The organism is Aquitalea pelogenes (genome assembly GCF_041914625.1).
GTDB classification, from domain to species: Bacteria; Pseudomonadota; Gammaproteobacteria; order Burkholderiales; family Chromobacteriaceae; genus Aquitalea; species Aquitalea pelogenes.
Map to the genome: position 1 here is coordinate 51422 of NZ_JAYSDA010000025.1, position 23285 is coordinate 74706.

Here is a 23285-nt window from a genome sequence, read left to right on the forward strand (position 1 = left end):
GTTACGGCAAGCGCTGTCACTCCATGGCTTGCCGCAGCAGTGCGCCTAACAGGGCAACGCCCTCGCGCTGGTGTAGCGGGTCGAAAAAGCTGAAGTTAAGCCGCAAGGCATTGGCCGCTACCGGGTGCGGGTAGAACAGCGTGGCCGGTGCGTAATGTATGCCCTGTTCGATGGCCAGTGGCAGCAAGGCCGCACAGTCCAGCCCTTCCGGCAACACCACCCACTGGAAATAGCCGCCCTCGGCGCGCAGCAAACGGCTGCCCGCCGGAAAACTCTCCATGATTTGCTGCACCATGGCATCGCGCCGCTGCCGCAGGCTGGCACGCAGCCGGGTCAGCATGTCGCCGTGCTGGCCGGTGGCCAGCAGCCGTGCCAGCGCCATCTGGCTGGGCAGGGGGGTGCCCAGCGAGCTGCACAGCTTCAGCCCGCGCACCGTGTCGCTCAAGCGACCGGCTGCAATCCAGCCTACCCGGTAGCCCGGTGCCAGTGATTTGCTGAACGATGAGCAGTGCAGCACCGTGCCACTACGGTCGTAGGCCTTGAGCGGGCTGGCCCCCTGTTTGCCGAAGTACAGCTCGCGGTAGGTGTCGTCCTCGATGATGCATACCCGGTATTGCTCGGCCAGTGCCACCAGCGCGCGCTTTTGCGCCTCCGGCATCACCAGGCCGGTGGGGTGCTGGAAGTTGGCCATCAGCACGATGCCGGCCGGGCGTTGCTCGCGCAGCGTTTCTTCCACTGCGGCCAGGTCCAGGCTGCCTTGCACGGACAGAGCGGCAGGCAGGATGGCAATGCCCAGATGGCGCAGTTGTTCCAGCGCCGCCGGGAAGGCTGGCGTCACCACTATCATGCTCTGGCTGCCGGAGGCGCTGACTGCCGCGCGCATGGCCAGGGTGAGTGCTTCCATGCCACCGCAGGTAATCAGCAGCTCGTCCCCCGCCAGCGCAATGCCCTGACTCAGGTAATGCAGGCCCAGCTCGCGGCGCAGGCCGTCAAAACCTTCCAGCGGTGTGCTGGACAGGGCATCGCGGTAGTCCTGCAAGGCGCGGCCCAGCGCCCGGTTCATCGGTGTGGTGTTGATCAGCGCCGGGTTGATGAAGGGGCAGCCCCAGGGCATGGGCAGGGCGGTGGTCAGGTGTTCCATGCGCAGGGTTTGCGGCGCTGCGGTTTCGGCCGGTGCTGCGCGTGTTGCCGGTGGACACACGCGGAAGCCGGAGCGCGGCAGCGCCTGCAGCAATCCCTGCCGCTCCAGCTCGGCATAAGCGCGCTGGGCGGTGGTCAGGCTGACGCCATGGTCCTGGCACAGCTGGCGCAAGGAGGGCATGCGGTCACCGGCGCGCAGCTGGCCCTGTTCGATGGCGTGGCGGAACAATTGCGCCAGTTGCTGGGTTTTGCTCATGGACTGATTACTCGCGGATGGGGTGCTCATTCGCCGATAAAGCTGCTTTTTTCCTGCAGCACATGTGCCGGTTGCGCCAGCGAGCGAATGACAAAACGGATGTCATTGGCCCCGCGGGCTGCGTTTTCAGGTGCTACCTGCACCCGCACGCCGATGGTCTCGGTGGCGGTGGCGGCCAGGCTGACTGTCGGCGTGGCCGCTACCAGCCGGATGCCGGGCAGGCCTTCCACGCTGATGGCCAGGCGCTGGGCGGATTCGCTGCTGTTGATCAGCCGCACACTATAGCTGTTTTCCAGCCAGCCATCGTCGGTTTCCCGCACCAGGCTGGCGCGGTCGCGCAGGATGTCGGCCTTGAATGGCAGGCGCTGGGTAAAGCTGAATACCGACAGGCTGATGATGCCCAGCAACAGGCTGCTGTAAAACAGCACGCGTGGCCGCTGCCATGCCGGTTTGCTGTGTTGCCTGCCTTCCAGTGCCGCCTCGCTGGTGTAGCGGATCAGCCCGCGCGGGGCGTGCAGCTGGTCCATCACTTGGTCGCAGGCGTCGATGCAGGCCGCGCAGCCGATGCACTCGTATTGCAGGCCGTTGCGGATGTCGATGCCGGTAGGGCAAACCTGCACGCAGATGCCGCAGTCGATGCAGCCACCGGCGGATTTGTCGGCCTGCTTGCCGCGTGGTTCGCCACGGCGGGCATCATAGGAAATGATCAGCGTGTCACGGTCGAACATCGCACCCTGAAAACGGGCATAAGGGCACATATGGCTGCACACTTTTTCCCGTAACAGCGCGGCTAGCAAATAGGTGAAGGCTGCGTAGAACAATATCCAGAACACTTCCCACGGCCCGGCCTGACCCTGCCACAGATTGCTTGCCAACTCGCCTGCCGGGGCAAAGTAGGCCACCAGCGAAAAGCCGGTCCACAGCGAAAACAGCAGCATCAGGCTGTGGGCCAGCCCCTTTTTCAGCAGCTTGCCGGCGCGGTTGGGGGCGGCATCCAGCTTGCGTCTGGCCTTGTGGTCGCCCAGCACCAGCCGCTCGATCCACAGCATGATCTGGGTGTACACCGTTTGTGGACAGGAATAACCGCACCACAGCCGCCCGGCCAGCGTGGTCCACCAGAACAGGCCCAGTGCGCTGACCACCAGCAGGGCGGCCAGATAGACAAAGTCCTCCGGCCAGAAGCTGGCACCGAATACGAAGAACTGGTGGCGTTCCAGATCAAACAGCACCGCCTGGCGATGATTCCACTGCAGCCATGGCAGGCCGAGGAAAACCAGCTGGGTGAGGATGACCAGTGCCACGCGGATGTTGTTGAAACGGCCACTGGTCAGGCGGGGGTAAATCTTGATGGGGACGGGCTGGCTCATGCTGCGGGCTCCGGAAGGATAACCCGCTCTTTTTAGGCGCTGTCACCATGACAGACAATGCACAGATCAAGCTGGTTTTATCAGTACAGATTTTTATTTTATCTATAAAAACAAAGGCTTGATTTGTATTGAATCCGGGTGGCGCTGCCGCTGATGCATACAGTTTCGGTACAGCTGTTTGCGCCAGATCAAACCGCTGGCTTAGCGCGTCAGCTGCGGAAACAACCGGTACAGGCCATCGACGATGATCTCGACAGACACCGCCGCCAGCAGCATGCCCATCACCCGGTTGACGATATTGATGCCGGTCTGGCCCAGCAGGCGGCTGATGGGGGAGGCCAGCACCAGCGCGCCATAGCAGGTAACGGCTACCAGCAGGCTGCTGATCAGCAGATACACCACCTGCACCCAGGAGTGGGCGGTGGAAGCATAAATGATGACGGTGGAAATGGTGCCGGGGCCGGTGAGCAGCGGAATGGCCATCGGCACTACAGCGATATTGGTTTTGGCCTCGGCCTCGGACTGCTCTTCCTTGGTGGTCTTGGTAGGAGCCGGCTTGGCATTCATCAGCGCAATGGCAATCAGCATCACCAGCAAGCCGCCGCCAACCTGGAAGGAACCGATGCTGATACCGAGAAAGCGCAGCAGGGTTTCGCCCACCACGGCAAACAGGCACAGCACCACCGCCACCGCCAGTGTGGTGGTCTTGGCAATGCGCTTGCGTTCCAGCTGACTGGAAGTGGGAGTCAGGCTGATGAAGATGGGAATGGCCCCCAGCGGGTTGACCAGCACCAGCAGGGCGACAAAGATTTTGGCGATTTCGAGTTCCATGGTGCATCCATGCTAGGGCAAAGCCGTGGGGCTGACATTCAGCGGCGGGACACAAAGCTGCAGGCTTGCGCCAGCGCTGGCGGACAATGCATGCAGCATAGCCCTTGCCGCGCTGCATTGCCGCTCAGCCCTCGTGCGTGACGGCGGACAAGGGCTCGTGAAAGCGCAGCAGGCGTCCGGCATTGGCCATCACCAGCAGGGTGCTCAGATTGTGCAGCACAGCCGCCAGCAGCAGGCCGGCACTGCCCAGCAGGCCAAAGGCGGCCAGCAGGGTGAGTGCCACCGCCCAGCCGAGCCCCAGCACCACGTTTTGTGCCAGTACCCGGCGGCACAGGCGGCTGAGCCTGATGGCGGTGGCCAGGCGGCGCAAATCATGGCTGATCAGCACCACATCGGCAGCGGCCACGGCAATATCGGCTGCGCTGGCTCCCATGGCCACGCCAACCGCACCGGCCTTCAGCGCCAGCGAGTCGTTGATGCCATCTCCCACCACCAGTGGGCGGTAACCGGCGCTGATTTCTGCTTGTACTTCCTTGAGTTTGCCGGCGGGCAGCACCTGCGCCACCACACGGTCCATGGCCAGTGCCTGGCCTACCGGCTCCGCGGCCTGCCGGTGGTCGCCGGTCAGCAGCATTTGCCGTTGCAGGCCCAGTCGGCGTAGTTGCTGCATGGCCTCGGCGGCCTCGGCGCGCGGGCTGTCGGCCAGATGGAACCAGGCCAGCAGGCGGCCATCCAGCGCTAGTCCAGTCAGCGATGCAGTGCTGCGTGCAGGCCGTTCACCAGGCACGCCCATTTGCTGCAACAGGGCAGGGCGGCCCAGCAGCACCTGTCCCCAGTCACTGTCGGCCTGCATGCCCATGCCGGGCAGTTCCTGCACATTACGCAAGGCGGGCGCGGGTTGGTCGGTGGCGAGGGCGGCCAGCGCGCGGCTGACCGGGTGGGTGCTGCAGGCGGCCAGCCCGGCAGCCAGCCAGACTGCTTCCACTGGGCTGTCGTTCACCAGCGTGTCCACCGACTGCACTGCCAGCTGGCCGCTGGTGAGGGTGCCGGTCTTGTCGATGACCAGTGCGTTGACATCGGCCAGCTCTTCCAGAAAGGCTGCGCCGCGAATCAGCACGCCATGGCGCGCAGCCACCGCCACCCCGGCCACGGCAGTGGAGGGAGCGGCCAATACCAGCGCGCAGGGGCAGGCCGCCACCAGCACGGCCAGCATGGCCTGGCTGTCGTGGCTGACAAACCAGCACAGTGCGGCAATGGCCAGCACCAGCCCCATATAGGACGCCGCATGACTCTCCACCAGCCGGGTGACTGGCGGCTTGGCTTGTTCGGCCTGTTGCATCAGCGCGCTGATGCGCCCCAGTGCCGATTGTTCGCCCACCTGGCTGACTTCCAGTTGCAGCAGGCCTTGCAGATTGACCGCACCGGCATACACCTGGCTGCCGGGTAAGACATCCTGTGGCAGGGCCTCGCCGGTGATGGCCGAGGTGTCCAGGCTGGATTGCCCGCTCACCACCATGCCGTCGGCCGGAATGCGCTCGCCCGGTCGTACTTCCACCCGGTCGCCGCTACGCAGCTGGCTGTTGTCGACTTCTTCCAGACTGCCGTCGGGCCGATAGCGGCGGCTGCGGCTGCTGGTAAGGCTGGCCAGCGCGCGGATGGCTTCTTGTGAACCCAGCAGGCTGCGTTCTTCCAGCACATGGCCCAGCACCATCAGGATGGGCAGCAGGGCGGCGCTGAGGGTGTCGCCACTGGCCCAGGCACCCAGCATGGCAAGTGCCACCAGCAGGTCGGTCATGCCGTGCAGGTCCGGGTGTTGCAGGCTGTGCCAGGCGGCACGCAGCAGCGGTACCGCCATCAGCAGCGCGGCGGCGCTGGTCAGCCATTGGGCGATGATTTGCCCGTCGGGAATCAGGAAATGCCAGATACCAGCCAGCAGCAACAGGCCGATGGCCAGCAAGGCCAGTTGCAACTGGCGGGCGCTGCGTTGTTGTTCGGCGGCATCCAGCAAGCCGTGGTGGGGATGGGGACAGCACTGGTTCACGGTCGGACTCCCGGCACAATCACCCGGCCACTGCTGTCCGGGTCCATGGTGGTGACCTGGCCTGCCTTGGCCAGTACCTGCTGGATCTTGTCCTGATACAGCTGGCGCAGCAGGGCCGGCCCGTCCGGCTGCTGCATGCGCGGTGCCAGCGCCAGGATTTCGCTGGTTTCATTGCGGGCCAGGGCCAGCCGTTCGTCGGCACGGGCGTGGGCGCTGTTCAGGATGGTGCTGACGGCGGCGCTGGCTTGCTGTTGTTGCCGGGCGGCGGCGGTCTGGGCTTGTGCCAGTTGCCGCTCGACGGTCTGGTCGGCGGTCAGTACCGCGTCAAAGGCAGCCTGGGCGGCATGCGGCAGGCTGGAGGTGAGGTCGATACGGGCGACTTGCAGGCCAAGCGGCACACCACGCTGGCGCAGTTGCTGCAGCCGCTGGTTGACCGCTTGCACCAGTTCGCCACGCAGGCGTTCGCGCAGTTCGGCCTGCTGGCTGGAGGGCTGGTTGCTGCGGGTCACCAGAATGCTGTCCAGATCGCGGCCTGCACTCAGCTGCAAGGCGGCGGCGCTCACCAGCCGGTCCAGCGCGGGCAGGGCCTGTTCACCTTGCCGGGCGTAGGCGGCGGCATCGTCAATGCGGTAATACACGGTGGCATTAAGCTGCACCACGCCCACATCGCCTGTCAGCAGATACCCGGAGCCGGCCAGTTCGTCACCCATCTGTTGCAATGATGTCCCGGCACCATCCAGCGCCAGCGCATGGGCATTGCGGCTGAGCCCTTCTACCTGCCGTTGTTGCAGTCGTTCGGTGGCGGGCAGCCAGATGATGCTGTCGATGGGGCTGGGCCAGGCCAGCAGCAGCCCGGCGCGCTGTACCCGGTCGATGGCGCCAAAGTGCAGCACCACCGCCTGGCTGTCGGCCGGCACCGGCCTGACATGCGCAGTCAACCAGCCAAGGCCGGCCAGCACGGTGATGGCCAGCAACAGGCGGTAACCCAGACGCAGCGACTGGGCCAGTGCGCTGGCGGGCAGAGAGGTGGCCGCCATCATTTGCCCTTTGCACTCTTGCCGGCGGCCAGCCCCGGCGGGCCATCCACCAGCGCGCGGAACGGGGCGGCATCGGTACGCAATATCAGGTGGGTGCCGGAACCCACCACGCCGTTGAGGGTGTCCAGCGAGCGCAGTGTCTTGTACAGCTCCGGCGCTTTTTGCCAGGCATCGGCGTAAATCCGCGCAGCCTGCACGCGCGAACCGGCTTCGATTTCGGCAGCGGCCACACTGGCATCGGCTTGCTGGATACGGGCATCGCGTGCGGCATTGGCACGGATGGCGGCGGCCTGTTCATTGCCGCTGGCAGTGCGTTCGGCGGCGATGGTGTCACGTTCGGCCCGCATCCGCGCCACGGTGGCATCCAGCGTGACAGCGGGCAGGGTCAGGCGCTCCAGCCCGACATCCACCACCTGTACGCCATAACTTTCCAGCAGCTGCGGTGTCAGTTGCTGGCGCAGTTGTTGTTCCAGCTGGCTGATGCGCAACTGGCTGCGGTCGGTATTCACCAGATTGCCCAGGGCAAAGCGGCTGCTGCCGGTTTCCATGGCGGAGCCGGCAAAGGTGGCAATCTGCCGCGCCGCTTCGTCCGGCTGGTTCTGTACCGCGCGCAAAAAGCGGGTGATATGGCTGCTGTCGGCCGGAACCTGCCAGGCGACATAGCTTTGCATGATCACCCGCAGGCCGTCGCGCGTGCCTACATCTTGCAGGCCGCTGGAGGTGGTACGCAGGCGCAGGTCCACCGGGACCACGGTTTCCAGTGGCGGCGGCAGACGCCAGGCCAGACCCGGCTGCAGCAATACCCGTACCGGTGCACCAAAGCGGGTGATGACCAGGGCTTCGCCCGAATGCACTTGCAACATGCAGGCGGACAGCCCGGCCAGCAGCAATACGCCAAGCGCGGCGGCGGTTTTCCAGTGTCGCCAGCCGCTGCTCGGGCTGTCGCTCGCGTGAGGGTGGTGGTGAAACAGCGCCAAATCAGGCTCCTCAGGGATGCGTTCCCGCTATGGCGGGTGGCGGTTCGGTGGCAATCGGCGCGCCATGCAGGTCGATGGCGGGCAGGCCGGGGTTGTTGGCGGCCGGGCGCAGGTCAATGGTGGGCAGGGCACTGGCCGGAATGCGATGGTCGATGATGATGGGCTGGGCCTGATGCAGGCCTTGCTTCAGTGCGTGCAGATAGCGCTCCAGCAGGAAGGACTGCCCGCCAACACCGGCGGCCTGACGGTCGGCCTGAAAGGCAATGGCATCCACCTTGCTGCGCGCCACCCGCTCGGCAGCGCTGGCGCTGGCATCGCGTGCCGCCTGTACGGCAGCCTGAATGGCAGCGCTATGGCTGCGCACGGCCTGGGCGCGTTCGGCAGCCACACGAGCCTGCGCCAGAATGGCCGCAGCCTGCACGCCGTGATAGGCATTGGCCGCAGCCGCAGGCGGGTGAATGGCCTGAATCACCACGGCCAGCAGTTCCAGCCCGCTACCCGAGCGGTTCAGCGCCTGCTGGATTTGCTGTTGCAGCTGGCGCGAGGTATCGGCCAGAGCATCGCCCAGCAGCTTGTCCAGCTGCTGCCCGGCAAAGTAATGCAGCATGGCGCGGTCCGCCACCGCATGCAACAGGGCGGTGGGGTCAGCCTGCTGGTAGAGTGCCAGGGCGTCGGCATCGCGCAGTCCCTGACGGTAGACCAGGCGCACATCCAGGCCCACCAGCTGGGTGCTCTGGCGTTCGCCTTGCTGGCTGGCAATCAGCTGGGTGGTTTCGGCGGCATGGTTGCCATCCCACAAATGGTTGTTGCTGGCGGCTGATACGCTACTGTCCGGGCTTTGCCAGCGTCCCTGGCTATCCTGTTGCAGGCCGCTGGCCAGCTGATGTACCACGCCGTATTCCACCCGGCGCACCTTGCCGAACGGCCATGGCAAACCCAGATGCCAGCCCGCCTGCCACACCGCTATCGGCTGGCCGAAGCGTTCGTACACGCCACGTTGATCACTATTGATGGTGCTGATGCTGCTCAATAGCCAGCCCCCCGCGAGCAGGGCCAGTGCAAAAGGCCGCATGGCACGGCCCAGGTATTGCAAGGCCCAGCTCTGGCGCAGTTCCAGCCCCAGCCCCTGTTGCAGGCGGCTACGCCAGTTGCGCACACCATCCTGCCCCAGCAGGCTGGCAAGCAGGCTGTTGAACGGCAGGGCGGGAGGCTGCTGGCGCTGGTAAGGCTGAAAGATTTGCCACAGCGCACGCAAGCCCAGCTCGATAGCCAGCACTGCCATCAACAGTGCACCTGCCTGTAACAGGCGCAGCAGCCAGTCCAGCCCCAGCAGCAGGCCGGCAGCGGCCAGCGCGGGCAGCAGCATGGACAGTAATACGGCACGCAAGATGGCTTGCAGCTGTGCTGCTTCCGGCCATTGTTCTTTATCCTGCAAGGCCAGGCTGCGCTCCAGCAGCAGTGTGGCAAAACTCAAAGCCAGTCCGCACAACAGCGCGGCTAACAGGCTATCCGGGTTGGGGGTGCTTTCTGGCGTGGCTTGCAATACCAGCAGGCTGATCAGCAGGGTCAGCAGGCTGGTGCCGGCTTGTTGCACTACCGCCCAGCCGGTGCGGCGGCCAATCAGCCGTCGCAGGCGTGGCCACAGCAGCCAGCGGCGCAGGCTGTATTTGCCCGTTGTGCGGTGGGTAGGCGCTGTCGTGTCGGTGGGGCGGAGTTTGCCGGGTAAAAACTGCGGGAAAAGGGGCAGCGCAGTCATGGCCTGCCGCTTGCGGCGCCAGCCGGCCAGATTGCTACTGCCATACAGCGTGCCAGTCAGCAGCCACAGGCTGGCAGACAGCGACAGGCACAGCAGGCGCGCTGTCCAGCCAGAAAGCAGCAGTCCGGCCAGCAGGCAGGCGATGGCCAGCAGCAGGGCCGGCAGGGCGCAGCGCCGGTAGAGCAATTCCTGCCGGGCGGCGGCATCAGCTAGGGCAGAGGGGGATGTCTTCATGGTCCTGAGACGGCGTCGGGCAGCGCCAGCGCAACTGGCCGGCAATGCTACACTACCTGCATCGCCGGATTGGCACGGGAGCAGGCAAAGCATGGATCATACACCTTACCTTGGCATGGCGTGTTGCGGCCTGATGGCAGCTGCACAGGCGGGCATGCCGGCGGCAGAGCCGCCAGCCAGTGTCCCCGCCATGCAGCAGCAGGCTCCCGCCAACAGCAGCTATCAATGCGTGAACCCGGCGCAGCAACTGCATGCCATGCTGGCGCGCTACGCCCTCAAGTGTGGCGATGCGGCCTGCCCGCTGTGCAATCCGCCTGCTGCGCCGTGAGGGCTCAGGCCAGCAGCAGCTTTTCCAGAGTGCGCTGGTAAATTTCGGCCAGCGGTTCCAGATGGGCCACTTCCACACATTCGTTCAGCTTGTGGATGGTGGCGTTGACCGGGCCAAACTCCACCAGCTCGCGCGCAATGCGCTTGATGAAGCGGCCATCGGAAGTGCCACCGGTGGTGGACAGCTCGGCGCTATGGCCGGTGACCTGATAGATGGCCTCGCCCAGTGCATCGGTCAGTGCGCCCGGTGCGGTGATGAAGGGCATGCCGGACAGGGACCAGTGCAACTCGTAACCCAGGCCGTGCTTGTCCAGAATGGCATGCACCCGGTCTTTCAGCGATTCCACCGAGCTTTCCGGGCTGAAGCGGAAGTTGAAGCGGATTTCACACAGGCCGGGAATGATGTTGACCGCACCGGTACCGGCGTGGATGTTGGACACCTGCCAGCTGGTGGGCGGGAAGAAATCATTGCCACGGTCCCATTCGGTGACGGCCAGCTCGGCCAGTGCCGGTGCCATCAGGTGGACCGGGTTCTTGGCCAGGTGCGGGTAGGCAATATGACCCTGGATGCCGTGAATCACCAGGCGGCCGGACAGTGAACCGCGGCGGCCGTTCTTGATGGTGTCGCCCAGCTTCTGGTCGGAAGTCGGTTCGCCGACAATGCAGTAGTCAATCAGCTCGCCACGCGCTTCCAGCGTATCCACCACCTTGACCGAGCCATCCACCGCCACGCCTTCTTCGTCCGAGGTCAGCAGCAGGGCAATGCTGCCGGGGTGATCCGGATGGTCTGCCACAAAGGCTTCAATGGCGGTAATGAAGGCCGCCAGCGAGGCTTTCATGTCGGCCGCGCCACGGCCGTACAGCAGGCCGTTGCGCTGACGCGGTTCAAACGGCGGGCTGTCCCATTGCTCTACCGGACCGCTGGGCACCACGTCGGTGTGGCCGGCAAAGCACAGCAGCGGGCCGCTGTTGCCACGCCGCGCCCACAGATTGTCCACTTCGCCAAAACGCATCGGTTCGATGACAAAACCCAGTGCATGCAGGCGTTCGGCCAGCAGTTGCTGGCAGCCGGCATCGTACGGGGTGACGGAATCGCGGCGGATCAGCTCGCAGGTCAGGTCCAGGGTCTTGCTCATGCGGCAAACTCCTCGGCCCATTGTGCTTCGTTGAAACCCACGCTGATCTTGCCCGGGCGTTCCAGCACCGGACGCTTGATGATGGAGGGCTGCGCCTGCAGCACGGCAATCGCGCCTTCAGCCGTGGCGGCCTGGGCTTTCAATTCGTCGGACAGGCCACGCCAGGTGGTGCCCTGGCGGTTGATCAGCTTGTCCAGGCCCACCGCGGCGATCCAGGCTTGCAGCTGGGCTTCGGTCACGCCCTGTTTCTTGAAATCGTGAAAGGCAAAGTCGATGTGATGATCGGTCAGCCACTGGCGGGCTTTCTTGACCGTATTGCAATTGGGAATGCCGTAGAGGGTAATCATGTTGTGTGCTTGTTTATAAATCCAGGGTGAATCCGTCAAAGCTGGTGGAGGCTTTGTCTGGGTCTTGCTTGTCCTGCTGCGGGGCTGCAGCCTTTTGGGCTTCTGCCTGCTTGCTTTGGGCGTGGTTGATCAGCCAGTACAGGTTGGTGGGCGAGTCGGCATTTTTCAAGGCATCGTCCAGCAGGATGCGGTCTTGCTGGTACAGGCGGAACAGCGACTGCTCGAAGGTTTGTGCGCCTTCGCTCATGCTGTTTTCGATGGCTTCCTTGATCTGGTCGATTTCGCCATTGCGAATCAGCTCGGCAATATGCGGGGTATTGATCAGGATTTCCAGTGCCGGAATCTGCTTGCCATCCTTGGTGGGGACCAGGCGCTGCGAAATCACCGCGCGCAAGGAAACGGACAAGTCCATCAGCAGTGCGTTGCGGCTATCGGTGGGGAACAGGCTGATCACCCGGTTGAGCATGTGATAACTGTTGTTGGCATGCAGCGTGGACAGGCACAAGTGGCCGGACTGGGCGTAGTTGATGGCATGCGTCATGGTTTCGGCATCGCGGATTTCGCCAATCATCAACACATCCGGCGCTTCACGCATGGCGTTTTTCAGCGCGTTTTCGTAAGAGAAGGTATCCACGCCGATTTCGCGCTGGTTGACGATGGATTTCTGGTGGCGGTAGACAAACTCGATCGGGTCTTCCACCGTCAGGATATGGCCGGACTGGGTCTGGTTGCGGTGTTCCAGCAGGGATGCCACGGTGGAACTCTTGCCGCTGCCGGTGGCCCCCACCACGATGATCAGCCCGCGCTTTTGCTGTACCAGCGTCTGCAGGGTATCGGGCAGGTTCAGCTCGGCCAGCGAGGGAATGCGCGGCCGGATGAAGCGCACCACCATGGCTACCGTGCCGCGCTGCCTGAAAATGTTTACCCGGTAATTGCCCAGTCCTTCCACCAGCCGGCCGAAGTTCATTTCCAGCTCGCGCTCGAAGGTGGCGATCTCGCCATCATTCATCAGGCTGTAAGCCAGCTGGCGAACAATATCAGCCGACAGCGGCTTGTCGTTGATGGGCAGGGTGACGCCATCAATCTTGATCTGCGGCGGCGCTTCTGCCGTGAAAAAAATGTCACTGGCTTGTTTGTCGGCCATCAGCTTGAAAAATGGCAGCATCAGCATGGTCGGGTTTTCCAATCCGGTATTCAGTATGGCGGCTGCACAAAGTGCATGGTCTTTTTATAGCGCTATTGTGCCTGCTCCGGGCCGCAAGCGACAGCCAATAAGAAAAAAGCCCGCATCAGCGGGCTTCTGTCGGGTGGCTCAGGCCTGTTTGCCGACTTCCTGGTCGCGCAGGGCGCGACGCAGGATCTTGCCGACATTGGTCTTGGGCAGCTCCTGGCGGAACTCCACGCTGCGCGGCACCTTGTAGGCGGTCAGGTTCTCGCGGCAATGCTGGATCACGGCTTTTTCCGTCAGGCTGTCATCCTTGCGTACCACGAACACCTTCACCGCCTCGCCGGACTTGTCATCCGGCACGCCGATGCAGGCCACTTCCAGTACGGCTGGGTGGCTGGCTACCACGTCTTCCACTTCATTGGGATAAACATTGAAGCCGGATACCAGAATCATGTCCTTCTTGCGATCCACCAGCTTGACGTAGCCTTCCGGGGTGACCACGGCCATGTCGCCGGTAGCCAGGAAACCGCGCGAGTCAATCACCTTGGCGGTTTCGTCCGGGCGGTTCCAGTAGCCCTTCATCACCTGCGGGCCCTTGATGCATAACTCGCCCTGTTCGCCTTGCGGCACGGCCTGGCCATCGGCACCGCGGATTTCAATGTCGGTGGACGGAATCGGCAGGCCGATGGTGCCGTTGTAGGCCTGGATATCCAGCGGGTTGATGCAGGCAGCCGGGCTGGTTTCGGTCAGGCCGTAGGCTTCGGCCAGAGTGACGCCGGTCAGTTGCTTCCATTTGTCGGCCACGGCCTTTTGCACCGCCATGCCGCCACCCAGCACCAGACGCCAGCTGGAAAAGTCCACCGACTGGAAGTCAGGGTGATTGAGCAGGGCATTGAACAGGGTGTTGACCCCGGTCATCGCCGTGACGCGGTATTTCTTGATTTCCTTGATGAAGCCCGGAATGTCGCGCGGGTTGGTGATCAGCACGTTCAGTGCGCCCAGCTCGGTGAAGATCATCAGGTTCGCGGTGAGCGAAAAGATGTGATAGAGCGGCAGGGCGGTAATGATGATTTCCTCGCCCTCGCGTGCCACCGGTTTCACCCAGGCACCGGCCTGCAGCATGTTGGCAATGATGTTGCGGTGAACCAGCATCGCTCCTTTGGAGATGCCGGTGGTGCCGCCAGTGTATTGCAGGAAGGCAATGTCCTCGTGGCCGATGCTGACCGGGACAAAACGCTGCGCTGCGCCGGCTGCCAGTGCGTCGTTGAAGCGGGTATGGCCCGGCAGCTTCCAGGCCGGCACCATCTTCTTGATGTTGCGCACCACGAAATTCACCAGCAAACGCTTGGGGAAGCCCAGCATGTCACCGATGGAAGTCACGATGACATTCTTCACCTTGGTGCGCTTGATCACGTCTTCCAGCACGCTGGCAAAGTTTTCCAGGATGACGATGGTTTCCGCACCCGAATCATTCAGCTGGTGTTCCAGTTCGCGCGGGGTGTACAGCGGATTGACGTTCACCACCGTGCCGCCGGCGCGCAAGGTGCCGAATACCGCCACTGGATATTGCAGCAGATTGGGCATCATGACGGCAACGCGATCCCCCTTTTTCAGCTGCAAGGTGTTTTGCAGATACGATGCAAACTGCTCGGTCAGTGTTTGCAGCTGTCCATAGCTGAGGATCTTGTCCATATTGGCCATGGCAGGGCGGTCACGGAACTTGTGAACGCTGCGATCAAACACTTCGACAATCGACTGGAACTGATTGATGTCGATCTCGTGTGCTACCCCTGGCTGGTAATTCTTTAGCCAAACCTTTTCCATAAGTAGGGTTTCTCCATCGTGCTGATACGAGAGTGCCGCGCCGGCATCACTGCTGTGGCGAGCATCTTCTATATAATTGTTTCTGAATTTTCGAATGGGTATTGCGCCCATTCCTATGTACCCGAACTTCGTCAGGTTGCAGCTAATTTACAGTATGTGAAAAATGCACGCAAAGCACAGGCCGATGCATGTCGGGGTGGCGGGTAGGGCCTTGACAGGCTTCGGTTTTCTTTTTTGCAGGAATGGGTTACAATCGCGATGTTTAGGGATGGGCGTTTCGCCCATTTTTTATTTGTGGAAAGAAGCAATGGATGTACGTTTGCTGCTGGAAAACACCCTGCCAGGTCTAGGCTACGAGCTGGTCGATTTTGAAATGACCCAGGGTGGTGGTTATCGCGTGTTTATGGACAAGCCAGGTGGCGTCACGGTGGAAGACTGTGTGCTGGTCAGCAATCACCTGACCCGTCTGTTCATGGTTGAAAACGTCAATTACGAACGGCTCGAGGTTTCCTCCCCGGGGCTGGATCGTCCTCTGAAGAAAGAGGCGGACTTCGTGCGCTTTGCCGGACAGCTTGCCAAGATCAAGACGCGCATGCCGGTCGAGCAGCAAAAGAAGTTTGCCGGTCGTCTTGTCGGGGTTGAAGATGGCGCGGTCAAGCTGGAAGTGGATGGCGGCCGCATCGTGGCAATTGCCCTGACCAATATCGACAAAGCCAGGCTCGAGCCTGAGTTTTGAGCGCGGATAGGTCCTGTTGCCGCGCATAAGGACAAAAATTCGGAGGAATGCATGAGTCGCGAGATTTTGTTGCTGGTTGATGCCCTGGCAAGCGAGAAGAATGTCAGCAAGGATGTGGTTTTTTCCGCCCTTGAAATGGCACTTGCTTCGGCAACCAAAAAGAAGTTTACCGATGACGAAATGGATGTGCGTGTCGAAATCGACCGTCACACCGGGCAATACCAGACTTTCCGTCGCTGGACGGTGGTGCAGAACGAGCTGATCGAAAACGAGAGCCGCGAAATCACCATTACCGACGCGCGTGATGATGATCCGCGCATCGAAGTGGGTGCAGTGATCGAACAACCGATGGAAGCCGTCGAGTTTGGCCGTATCGGTGCCCAGACTGCCAAGCAGGTCATCCTGCAACGCATCCGCGACGCCGAGCGTGAACAGCTGCTGAACGAATTCCTGCAGCGTCGCGAACACCTGATCACCGGCACCATCAAGCGCATCGAACGTGGCAATGCCATTATCGAATGCGGCAAGCTGGAAGCCGTACTGCCGCGCGATCAGATGATTCCGAAGGAAAACCTGCGCGTGGGCGACCGCGTGAAAGCCTTCCTGCTGCGCATCGACCGCATGGGTCGTGGCCCGCAGCTGGTGCTGTCGCGTACCTCCAGCCAGTTCCTGATCAAGCTGTTCGAGCTGGAAGTGCCGGAAATCGAAGAAGGCCTGCTGGAAATCAAGGAAGCCGTCCGCGATGCCGGCCTGCGCGCCAAGATTGCCGTCAAGGCCAACGATGCCCGTATCGACCCGCAAGGCACCTGCATCGGCATGCGCGGTTCCCGCGTCCAGGCCGTGACCCAGGAGCTGGCAGGCGAACGCATCGACATCGTGCTGTGGGCACCGGAACCGGCACAGTTCGTGATCAACGCGCTGTCCCCGGCTGAAGTGAACCGCATCATGATCGACGAAGACAACCACAGCATGGACGTGGTGGTCGAGGAAGATCAGCTGGCACTGGCCATCGGCCGCAGCGGTCAGAATGTCAAGCTGGCAGCCGAACTGACCGGCTGGTACCTGAACATCATGACCGTGACTGAAGCCGAGGAAAAACACCAGGCCGAAGACGCGCAGTTGCGTGATCTGTTTGTCACCCACCTGGGTGTGGACGAAGCCACCGCCACCGTACTGGTGCAAGAAGGTTTTGCCACCCTGGAAGAAGTAGCGTATGTGCCGATTTCCGAAATGCTGGAAATCGACGGTTTTGACGAGGAGTTGGTGAATGAGCTGCGCAGCCGTGCACGTGACGCCATCCTCACTCAGGCCATTGCGTCCGAAGAGAAAGTCGAAGGTGTATCCGAAGACCTGAAAGATATCGAGGGTCTGGATGCCGAGCTGGTTCGCAAGTTGGCCGAGAACGGCGTGTCCACGCGTGATGATCTGGCCGACCTGGCCGTTGACGATCTGGTGGACATGACCGGCATTGAAGCTGAAGCTGCACGTGCAATCATCATGAAAGCGCGCGAACACTGGTTCAACCAGTAAGGCTTCTTCGGGAAGTATTTACGGAATTTGGGAAGACGCATGGTATTGACGAATGTAAAACAGTTTGCCGGTGAGCTGAACCTCACGCCTGAACGATTGCTGGAACAGCTTCGTGCAGCGGGTGTGGCCAAGCGCGCGCCGGATGATACGCTCTCCGAGCAGGATAAATCCCAGCTTCTTGACTACCTGAAGCGTTCGCATGGCGCGCGTGATGAGTCGCGTATCACGCTGACTCGCAAGTCCACCAGTGAAATCAAGACTGCGGACGGTAGTACGGTAAAAGTTGAAACACGCAAGAAGCGTGTAGTGGTGCGTCCGGAAGAAAGCCCGGCTGCTGCCGCTGCTGTTGTTGCACCCGAGCCGGCTGTTGCTGCGCCGGCCCCGGCTGCCAAGCCTGTTGAAGTGGTTGCTGCCCCTGCTCCGGCGGCAGAAACCAAGCCGGTTGTTGAAGTGAAACCGGAAACCAAGCCGGAACCGCAAGTAAAGGTTGAACCCAAGGTGGAATCCAAGCCCGCCGCACCGGCCGCCCCGGTTGCGGAAGTCCCGGCCAAGGAAGCTGCACCTGCTGCCAAGCCGGCACCGGCTGTGGCACGTACCGTAGCCTCCATCCTGTCGCCGGAAGAAGTAGCCGCGCGTGAAGCTGAAGAAAAGCGCCAGGCTGCTTTCCGTGCCCGCCAGCAAGAGCTGATGCGCGAAAAGATCGAACGCGAAGAACGTCGTCAGGCTGCGCGTCTGGCTGCACAGCAACCGGCACCGGCTCCCAAGCCGGTAGAAGCACCGAAGCCGGAAGTGCGCAGCGAAGAGCGCCGTGATGACCGTCGTGACGAACGTGGTCCGCGTCCGGCTGGCGACAACCGTGGCCCGCGTCCGGCTGGTGACAACCGTGGCCCGCGTCCGGCTGGCGACAACCGTGGCCCGCGCCCGGCTGGTGACAACCGTGGCCCGCGCCCGGCTGGCGACAACCGTGGCCCGCGTCCGGCTGGTGACAGCCGTGGCCCGCGTCCGGCTGTTGCCGCTGCACCGGGAGCCCCGGTGGTACCGGCAACCGTAGCCGGTCGTCCGGATGCCAAGAAGGGCGGCGGCGCCAAGAAAGGCAACGAGCGCTGGGAAGAAGGCAAGAAGGGTGGCCGTGGTCTCAAGACCAAGGGCGGCGATGCCGGTAATGACTGGAAATCCCGCGGCGGCAAGGGCAAGCACAAGCAAAACAACCAGCATGCCTTCCAGGCTCCGACCGAGCCCATCGTGCATGACGTGCTGGTACCGGAAACCATCTCCGTGGCCGATCTGGCTCACCGCATGGCCGTCAAGGGCGTTGAGGTGATCAAGGTCCTGATGAAGATGGGCATGATGGTGACCATCAACCAGGTGCTGGACCAGGAAACCGCCATGATCGTGGTGGAAGAGATGGGCCACAAGCCGCGTGCGGCACAGGCGGACGATCCGGAAGCCTACCTGGAAAAACCGGAAGGCGAAGAAGTGGAAGTGGCCGTACTGCCGCGTCCGCCGGTCGTCACCGTGATGGGTCACGTCGACCACGGTAAAACCTCGCTGCTGGACTACATCCGTCGCGCCAAAGTGGCCGCGGGCGAAGCTGGTGGCATTACCCAGCACATCGGTGCCTACCACGTGGAAACCCCGCGCGGCATGATCACCTTCCTGGATACCCCGGGTCACGAAGCGTTTACCGCCATGCGTGCCCGTGGTGCCAAGGCCACCGACATCGTGGTGCTGGTGGTGGCTGCCGACGACGGCGTGATGCCGCAAACCATCGAAGCCATTCACCATGCCAAGGCTGCCAAGGTGCCGATGGTGGTGGCGGTCAACAAGATCGACAAGATGGGTGCCAACGCAGAGCGCATCCGCCAGGAGCTGGTATCCCACGAAGTGGTGCCGGAAGACTGGGGTGGCGACACCCAGTTCGTCGAAGTGTCTGCCAAGCAGGGCACCAATATCGACGCGCTGCTGGAAGCCATCCTGCTGCAGGCTGAAGTACTGGAGCTGACCGCTCCGGTTGACGCGCCGGCCAAGGGCATCATCGTGGAAGCCCGTCTGGACAAGGGTCGTGGCCCGGTTGCCACGCTGCTGGTTCAGTCCGGCACCCTGAAGAAGGGCGATGTGGTACTGGCAGGTACGGCATTCGGTCGCGTTCGCGCCATGATCGACGAAAACGGCAAGGCCATCGAAAGTGCCGGCCCTGCCATCCCGGTGGAAATCCTGGGTCTGTCCGACGTACCGCAAGCCGGTGAGGACGCCATGGTGCTGACCGACGAGCGCAAGGCGCGTGAAATCGCCCTGTTCCGTGCCGGCAAGTTCCGTGACGTACGCCTGGCCAAGCAGCAAGCCGCCAAGCTGGAAAACATGTTCGCCCAGATGGCCGATGGCAGTGGCGAGGTGCAAACCTTGTCCATCATCATCAAGGCCGACGTACAGGGTTCCTACGAAGCCCTGGCTGGCAGCCTGCAGAAGCTGTCCACCGACGAAGTGCGCGTCAGCATCCTGCACTCCGGCGTGGGTGGTATCTCGGAATCGGACATCAACCTGGCGATCGCTTCCAAGGCCATCGTGATCGGCTTCAACACCCGTTCCGATGCCGCAGCGCGCAAACTGGCCGAAAACGAAGGCGTGGACATCCGTTACTACAGCATCATTTACGATGCCGTGGACGAAGTGAAAGCAGCCTTGTCCGGCATGCTGGCTCCGGAGAAGAAGGAACAGATCCTGGGTACCGTCGAGATCCGTCAGGTGATCCCGGTCTCCAAGGTTGGCAACATTGCTGGTTGTATGGTGACCGACGGTCTGATCAAGCGTACCGCTTCGATCCGCCTGATCCGCAACCACGTGGTGGTGCACACCGGCGAACTGGACTCGCTCAAGCGCTTCAAGGACGACGTGAAGGAAGTGAAGCAGGGCTACGAATGTGGTCTGATGCTGAAGAACTTCAACGACATCCAGGAAGGCGACCAGCTGGAAGTGTTCGAAATCGTGGAAGTGGCCCGCTCGCTGTAAGCGGCACTTTCCCGGCGAGTGCAGTGCAAGCCATGGCTTGCCGGCGCTCGCCTTTTGCATTCAAGGCGGCTGACTGCTAGTCGGATACATCCGACTATCCGTTGGCCGCTTTCATGACTACAGGATGGAAATCATGGCCAAAGCCAGAAAAGGTTTCTCCCGCGCCGACCGCATTGCTGAACAGATTCAGCGCGAGCTGGCCGAACTGGTACGTACCGGTCTGAAAGACCCGCGTGCCGGCTGGATCACCATTACCGCCGTGCAAGTGACGCGTGACTATTCCCACGCCAAGGTGTTCTACACCGTGATGGACGAAAAGACCCGCGAAGTCAGCCAGGAAGCGCTGGAGCACTCCGCCGGTTACCTGCGTTCCGAGCTGGGCCGCAGCATCAAGATGTTCACCACGCCGCAACTGCATTTTGTCTACGACGAATCGGTATCGCGCGGCATGCACATGACCAGCCTGATCAACCAGGTAGCCAAGGAAGACGCGGAAAAATTCGGTCAGGCCGATGCTGCTGCTCCGGCTGCAGATGAAGAAGGTAGCGCCGAATGAGCAAGCCGCGCAGCAACCGCCGCCAGATTGATGGCGTGCTGCTGATCGACAAGCCCTACGATATTTCCAGCAACAACGCGCTGCAAAAGGCGCGCTGGTTGCTCAATGCCGCCAAGGCAGGGCATACCGGCGTGCTGGACCCGCTGGCCACCGGCCTGTTGCCGATGTGCCTGGGGGAGGCCACCAAGTTTTCCTCCTATCTGCTGGATGCCGACAAGGGCTATCGCGCCACCGTACGTTTTGGTGCCGCCACCAGTACGGGGGACATCGAAGGTGAAGTGGTGCGCGAGTGTCCGATTGCCTTTGATGAAGCCCGCCTGCTGCAAGTGATGCAACAGTTTGTCGGCGAGATCAGCCAGGTGCCGCCGATGTATTCGGCGCTCAAGCACCAGGGCAAGCCCTTGTACGAATATGCGCGCGAAGGCATTGAAATCCATCGCGAAGCACGCCAGATCACCATCCATTCGCTCCAGCTGGTCAGCTTTGATGGCGTGGAAGCGGTAATCGACGTGCTGTGCAGCAAGGGCACCTATATCCGCACGCTGGCCGAAGACATTGCCATTGCGCTGGATTGTGCAGCGCACCTGACCGGTTTGCGTCGTACAACGACTGGTGGTTTCCAGCTGTCCGAGGCGCACACGCTGGCCGATGTGGAAGCGCTGGACATGGCTGGTCGCGAAGCGCTGCTGTTGCCGGTCGACGTATTGGTGCAACACTTTCCGGCGCATACGCTGGATGCGGCCAGCGTCGGGCGTTTTATTCACGGACAGGCCGTGCGTTTTGTCGGCGAGTGTGCGAGAATGACGCGCTTTCGTGTTTACAGCGATGTGGATGCGGAGTTTCTGGGTCTGGCCGAGTTGCGGGATGATGACATGCTGCACCCGATCAGACTCCTGGCTGTCAAACAGGCAGCTTGCTAGCGAAGTGCGGATGGGTTGGGAAACCGGCTCGCTGCACTTGTCGGATCGCAAGATCCTTACCTGATTTGGAGTTACCCAAAATGGCAATGACCGCCGCCCAAAAAGCAGACATCGTTAAAAGCTTCCAGCACAAGGAAGGCGATACCGGTTCGTCCGAAGTGCAAATCGCACTGCTGACCGCTCGTATCAACGATCTGACCCCGCACTTCAAAGCCAACACCAAGGATCACCACAGCCGTCGTGGTCTGCTGAAGATGGTGAGCCGTCGTCGTCGTCTGCTTGACTACCTCAAGCGTACCGATGCTGACAGCTACCGCGCTCTGATTGCCCGTCTGGGTCTGCGCAAGTAATTGGTTCAGGTTTGAAAAAGTCGCAGCGAGTCTGCGACTTTTTCACGCTGGCCTTCAAGCACGCTGTATTACTGTGACAACGGGGGGAGCCTCTAGAAATTTTGATCGAAACCGGTCCGAATTTTTAGGGGTTCCCGTTGTGTTTTCAGCTTGAAAAAACAATTTTGACTAAGGGATGCCCTGTGTTCAATAAAATTACCAAAACGTTTCAGTATGGTAACCAGACCGTTACCCTGGAAACCGGCGAAGTAGCGCGCCAGGCTTCCGGCTCCGTTATTGTTTCTGTTGATGAAACCGTGGTTCTGGTCGCCGTTGTCGGCGGCAAAAATGTCAAGCCGGGCCAGGATTTCTTCCCGCTGACCGTAGACTATCTCGAGCGTACTTACGCTGCCGGTAAAATCCCGGGTGGCTTCTTCAAGCGCGAAGGCAAGCAGTCCGAGAAGGAAGTGCTGACCAGCCGCCTGATCGACCGTCCGATCCGCCCGCTGTTCCCGGAAGGCTTCTACCACGACGTACAGATCGTGGCCACCGTGCTGTCGCTGAATCCGGAAGTGGATTCCGACATCCCGGCCATGATCGGTGCTTCCGCTGCGCTGGCCATCTCCGGCCTGCCGTTTGCCGGCCCGATTGGTGCTGCCCGTGTGGGTTACGCCAATGGCGAATACATCCTGAACCCGACCAAGACCGAACTGGCCACTTCCGAAATGGATCTGGTGGTTGCCGGTACCGAGCGCGCCGTGCTGATGGTCGAGTCCGAAGCCAAGGAACTGTCTGAAGCCGTGATGCTGGGCGCCGTGGTATTTGGTCACGACCAGATGCAAGCCGCCATCAAGGCCATCAACGAACTGGCTGATGAAGTGAATCCGGTGATGTTCGACTGGACTGCTCCGGCCAAGAACGAAGAGCTGATTGCCCAGGTACGCGGCATTGCCGGTGCCAAGCTGGCTGATGCTTTCCGCCTGCGCCAGAAGCAAGCCCGCACCGTTGCCATCAACGAAGCCTGGGCCGACGTCAAGGCTGCGCTGATCAACGAAGATACCGACACCCTGCTGGCCAACGAAATCAAGGGCATCTTCAAGGGTCTGGAAGCTGAAATCGTCCGTGGCCAGATTCTGGCTGGCGAACCGCGTATCGACGGTCGCGACACCCGCACCGTGCGCCCGATCAGCATCCGCAGCAACGTGCTGCCGCGCACCCACGGTTCCGCCCTGTTTACCCGTGGCGAAACCCAGGGCCTGGTGGTAACCACGCTGGGCACCAAGCAGGACGAGCAGATCATCGACGCGCTGGCCGGTGAATACACCGAACGCTTCATGCTGCATTACAACTTCCCGCCGTACTCCACCGGTGAAGCCGGCCGCATGGGCCCGCCGAAGCGTCGTGAAATCGGCCACGGTCGTCTGGCCAAGCGTGCCCTGGTTGCCGTACTGCCGCCGGAATCCGAATTCGGTTACTCCATGCGTGTGGTTTCGGAAATCACCGAATCCAACGGTTCTTCCTCCATGGCTTCGGTTTGCGGTGGCTGCCTGTCGCTGCTGTCCGCCGGTGTGCCGCTGAAGGCCCACGTTGCCGGTATCGCCATGGGTCTGATCCTGGAAGGCAACCGCTTTGCCGTGCTGACCGACATCCTGGGTGATGAAGATCACCTGGGCGACATGGACTTCAAGGTAGCCGGTACTGCCGAAGGCATTACCGCCCTGCAGATGGACATCAAGATCCAGGGCATCACCAAGGAAATCATGCAGG

At 61.9% G+C, this 23285-nt stretch carries 19 protein-coding genes; 8 read left to right on the forward strand and 11 right to left on the reverse strand.

Features of this window, described 5'->3' with window-relative positions; translation table 11 throughout:
* Positions 1–16: 16 nt before the first annotated feature.
* The 7 genes from ACE3SE_RS17325 to ACE3SE_RS17355 form a co-directional block, all read right to left on the reverse strand.
* Positions 17–1426, reverse strand: a complete 1410-nt coding sequence (locus ACE3SE_RS17325) for an aminotransferase-like domain-containing protein (protein ID WP_374557130.1) — start codon at positions 1424–1426, stop codon at positions 17–19.
* Complete coding sequence (gene ccoG, locus ACE3SE_RS17330) at positions 1423–2763, reverse strand: cytochrome c oxidase accessory protein CcoG (protein WP_374557132.1); 1341 nt, start codon at positions 2761–2763, stop codon at positions 1423–1425. The genes ACE3SE_RS17325 and ccoG overlap by 4 nt, the downstream gene beginning before the upstream one ends.
* A 201-nt stretch (positions 2764–2964) precedes the next feature.
* Positions 2965–3594, reverse strand: coding sequence for a MarC family protein (locus ACE3SE_RS17335; RefSeq protein WP_045846072.1), 630 nt, complete (start codon positions 3592–3594; stop codon positions 2965–2967).
* A gap of 124 nt (positions 3595–3718) precedes the next feature.
* Positions 3719–5635, reverse strand: a complete 1917-nt coding sequence (locus ACE3SE_RS17340; protein ID WP_374557134.1) for a heavy metal translocating P-type ATPase — start codon at positions 5633–5635, stop codon at positions 3719–3721.
* Complete coding sequence (locus ACE3SE_RS17345) at positions 5632–6675, reverse strand: SPFH domain-containing protein (RefSeq protein ID WP_374557136.1); 1044 nt, start codon at positions 6673–6675, stop codon at positions 5632–5634. Before ACE3SE_RS17345 ends, ACE3SE_RS17340 begins: the two co-directional genes overlap by 4 nt.
* The gene (locus ACE3SE_RS17350) at positions 6672–7649 is read right to left on the reverse strand and encodes an SPFH domain-containing protein (protein WP_374557138.1); all 978 of its coding nucleotides are present in this window, start codon (positions 7647–7649) and stop codon (positions 6672–6674) included. The genes ACE3SE_RS17345 and ACE3SE_RS17350 overlap by 4 nt, the downstream gene beginning before the upstream one ends.
* A 10-nt stretch (positions 7650–7659) precedes the next feature.
* Positions 7660–9639, reverse strand: coding sequence for an SPFH domain-containing protein (locus ACE3SE_RS17355; protein ID WP_374557140.1), 1980 nt, complete (start codon positions 9637–9639; stop codon positions 7660–7662).
* 91 nt (positions 9640–9730) lie between these two features.
* Here ACE3SE_RS17355 and ACE3SE_RS17360 point away from each other — a divergent pair, with 91 nt between their 5' ends.
* On the forward strand, positions 9731–9967 hold the full coding sequence (locus ACE3SE_RS17360; RefSeq protein WP_131359066.1) for a hypothetical protein: 237 nt from the start codon (positions 9731–9733) through the stop codon (positions 9965–9967).
* A gap of 4 nt (positions 9968–9971) precedes the next feature.
* On the opposite strand, the gene dapE is transcribed toward ACE3SE_RS17360, so the two are convergent.
* The 4 genes from dapE to ACE3SE_RS17380 all read right to left on the reverse strand — a co-directional run bounded on the left by dapE (position 9972) and on the right by ACE3SE_RS17380 (position 14441).
* A complete protein-coding gene (gene dapE, locus ACE3SE_RS17365) occupies positions 9972–11102 on the reverse strand; it encodes a succinyl-diaminopimelate desuccinylase (RefSeq protein ID WP_045846068.1) in 1131 nt (376 codons plus the stop codon).
* Complete coding sequence (locus ACE3SE_RS17370; protein ID WP_374557143.1) at positions 11099–11449, reverse strand: ArsC family reductase; 351 nt, start codon at positions 11447–11449, stop codon at positions 11099–11101. Before ACE3SE_RS17370 ends, dapE begins: the two co-directional genes overlap by 4 nt.
* Before the next feature lie 13 nt (positions 11450–11462).
* A complete protein-coding gene (locus tag ACE3SE_RS17375; protein WP_374557144.1) occupies positions 11463–12620 on the reverse strand; it encodes a PilT/PilU family type 4a pilus ATPase in 1158 nt (385 codons plus the stop codon).
* A 141-nt stretch (positions 12621–12761) separates the two neighbouring features.
* The gene (locus ACE3SE_RS17380; protein WP_045846065.1) at positions 12762–14441 is read right to left on the reverse strand and encodes a long-chain-fatty-acid--CoA ligase; all 1680 of its coding nucleotides are present in this window, start codon (positions 14439–14441) and stop codon (positions 12762–12764) included.
* Between the two features lie 307 nt (positions 14442–14748).
* Here ACE3SE_RS17380 and rimP point away from each other — a divergent pair, with 307 nt between their 5' ends.
* The 7 genes from rimP to pnp form a co-directional block, all read left to right on the forward strand.
* A complete protein-coding gene (gene rimP, locus ACE3SE_RS17385; protein ID WP_045846116.1) occupies positions 14749–15177 on the forward strand; it encodes a ribosome maturation factor RimP in 429 nt (142 codons plus the stop codon).
* Positions 15178–15228: 51 nt separating this feature from the next.
* The gene (gene nusA / locus ACE3SE_RS17390; RefSeq protein WP_045846064.1) at positions 15229–16707 is read left to right on the forward strand and encodes a transcription termination factor NusA; all 1479 of its coding nucleotides are present in this window, start codon (positions 15229–15231) and stop codon (positions 16705–16707) included.
* Positions 16708–16746: 39 nt separating this feature from the next.
* Positions 16747–19713, forward strand: coding sequence for a translation initiation factor IF-2 (gene infB, locus ACE3SE_RS17395; protein WP_131359076.1), 2967 nt, complete (start codon positions 16747–16749; stop codon positions 19711–19713).
* A gap of 133 nt (positions 19714–19846) precedes the next feature.
* Entirely contained in the window at positions 19847–20269 is a 423-nt protein-coding gene (gene rbfA / locus ACE3SE_RS17400) for a 30S ribosome-binding factor RbfA (protein WP_178972787.1), read from the forward strand.
* A complete protein-coding gene (gene truB / locus ACE3SE_RS17405; RefSeq protein WP_374557148.1) occupies positions 20266–21189 on the forward strand; it encodes a tRNA pseudouridine(55) synthase TruB in 924 nt (307 codons plus the stop codon). The genes rbfA and truB overlap by 4 nt, the downstream gene beginning before the upstream one ends.
* A gap of 80 nt (positions 21190–21269) precedes the next feature.
* On the forward strand, positions 21270–21539 hold the full coding sequence (gene rpsO / locus ACE3SE_RS17410) for a 30S ribosomal protein S15 (protein WP_045845302.1): 270 nt from the start codon (positions 21270–21272) through the stop codon (positions 21537–21539).
* Between the two features lie 182 nt (positions 21540–21721).
* Positions 21722–23285 (forward strand): polyribonucleotide nucleotidyltransferase (gene pnp / locus ACE3SE_RS17415; RefSeq protein WP_374557150.1); only part of this gene is annotated, 1564 nt, incomplete at its 3' end.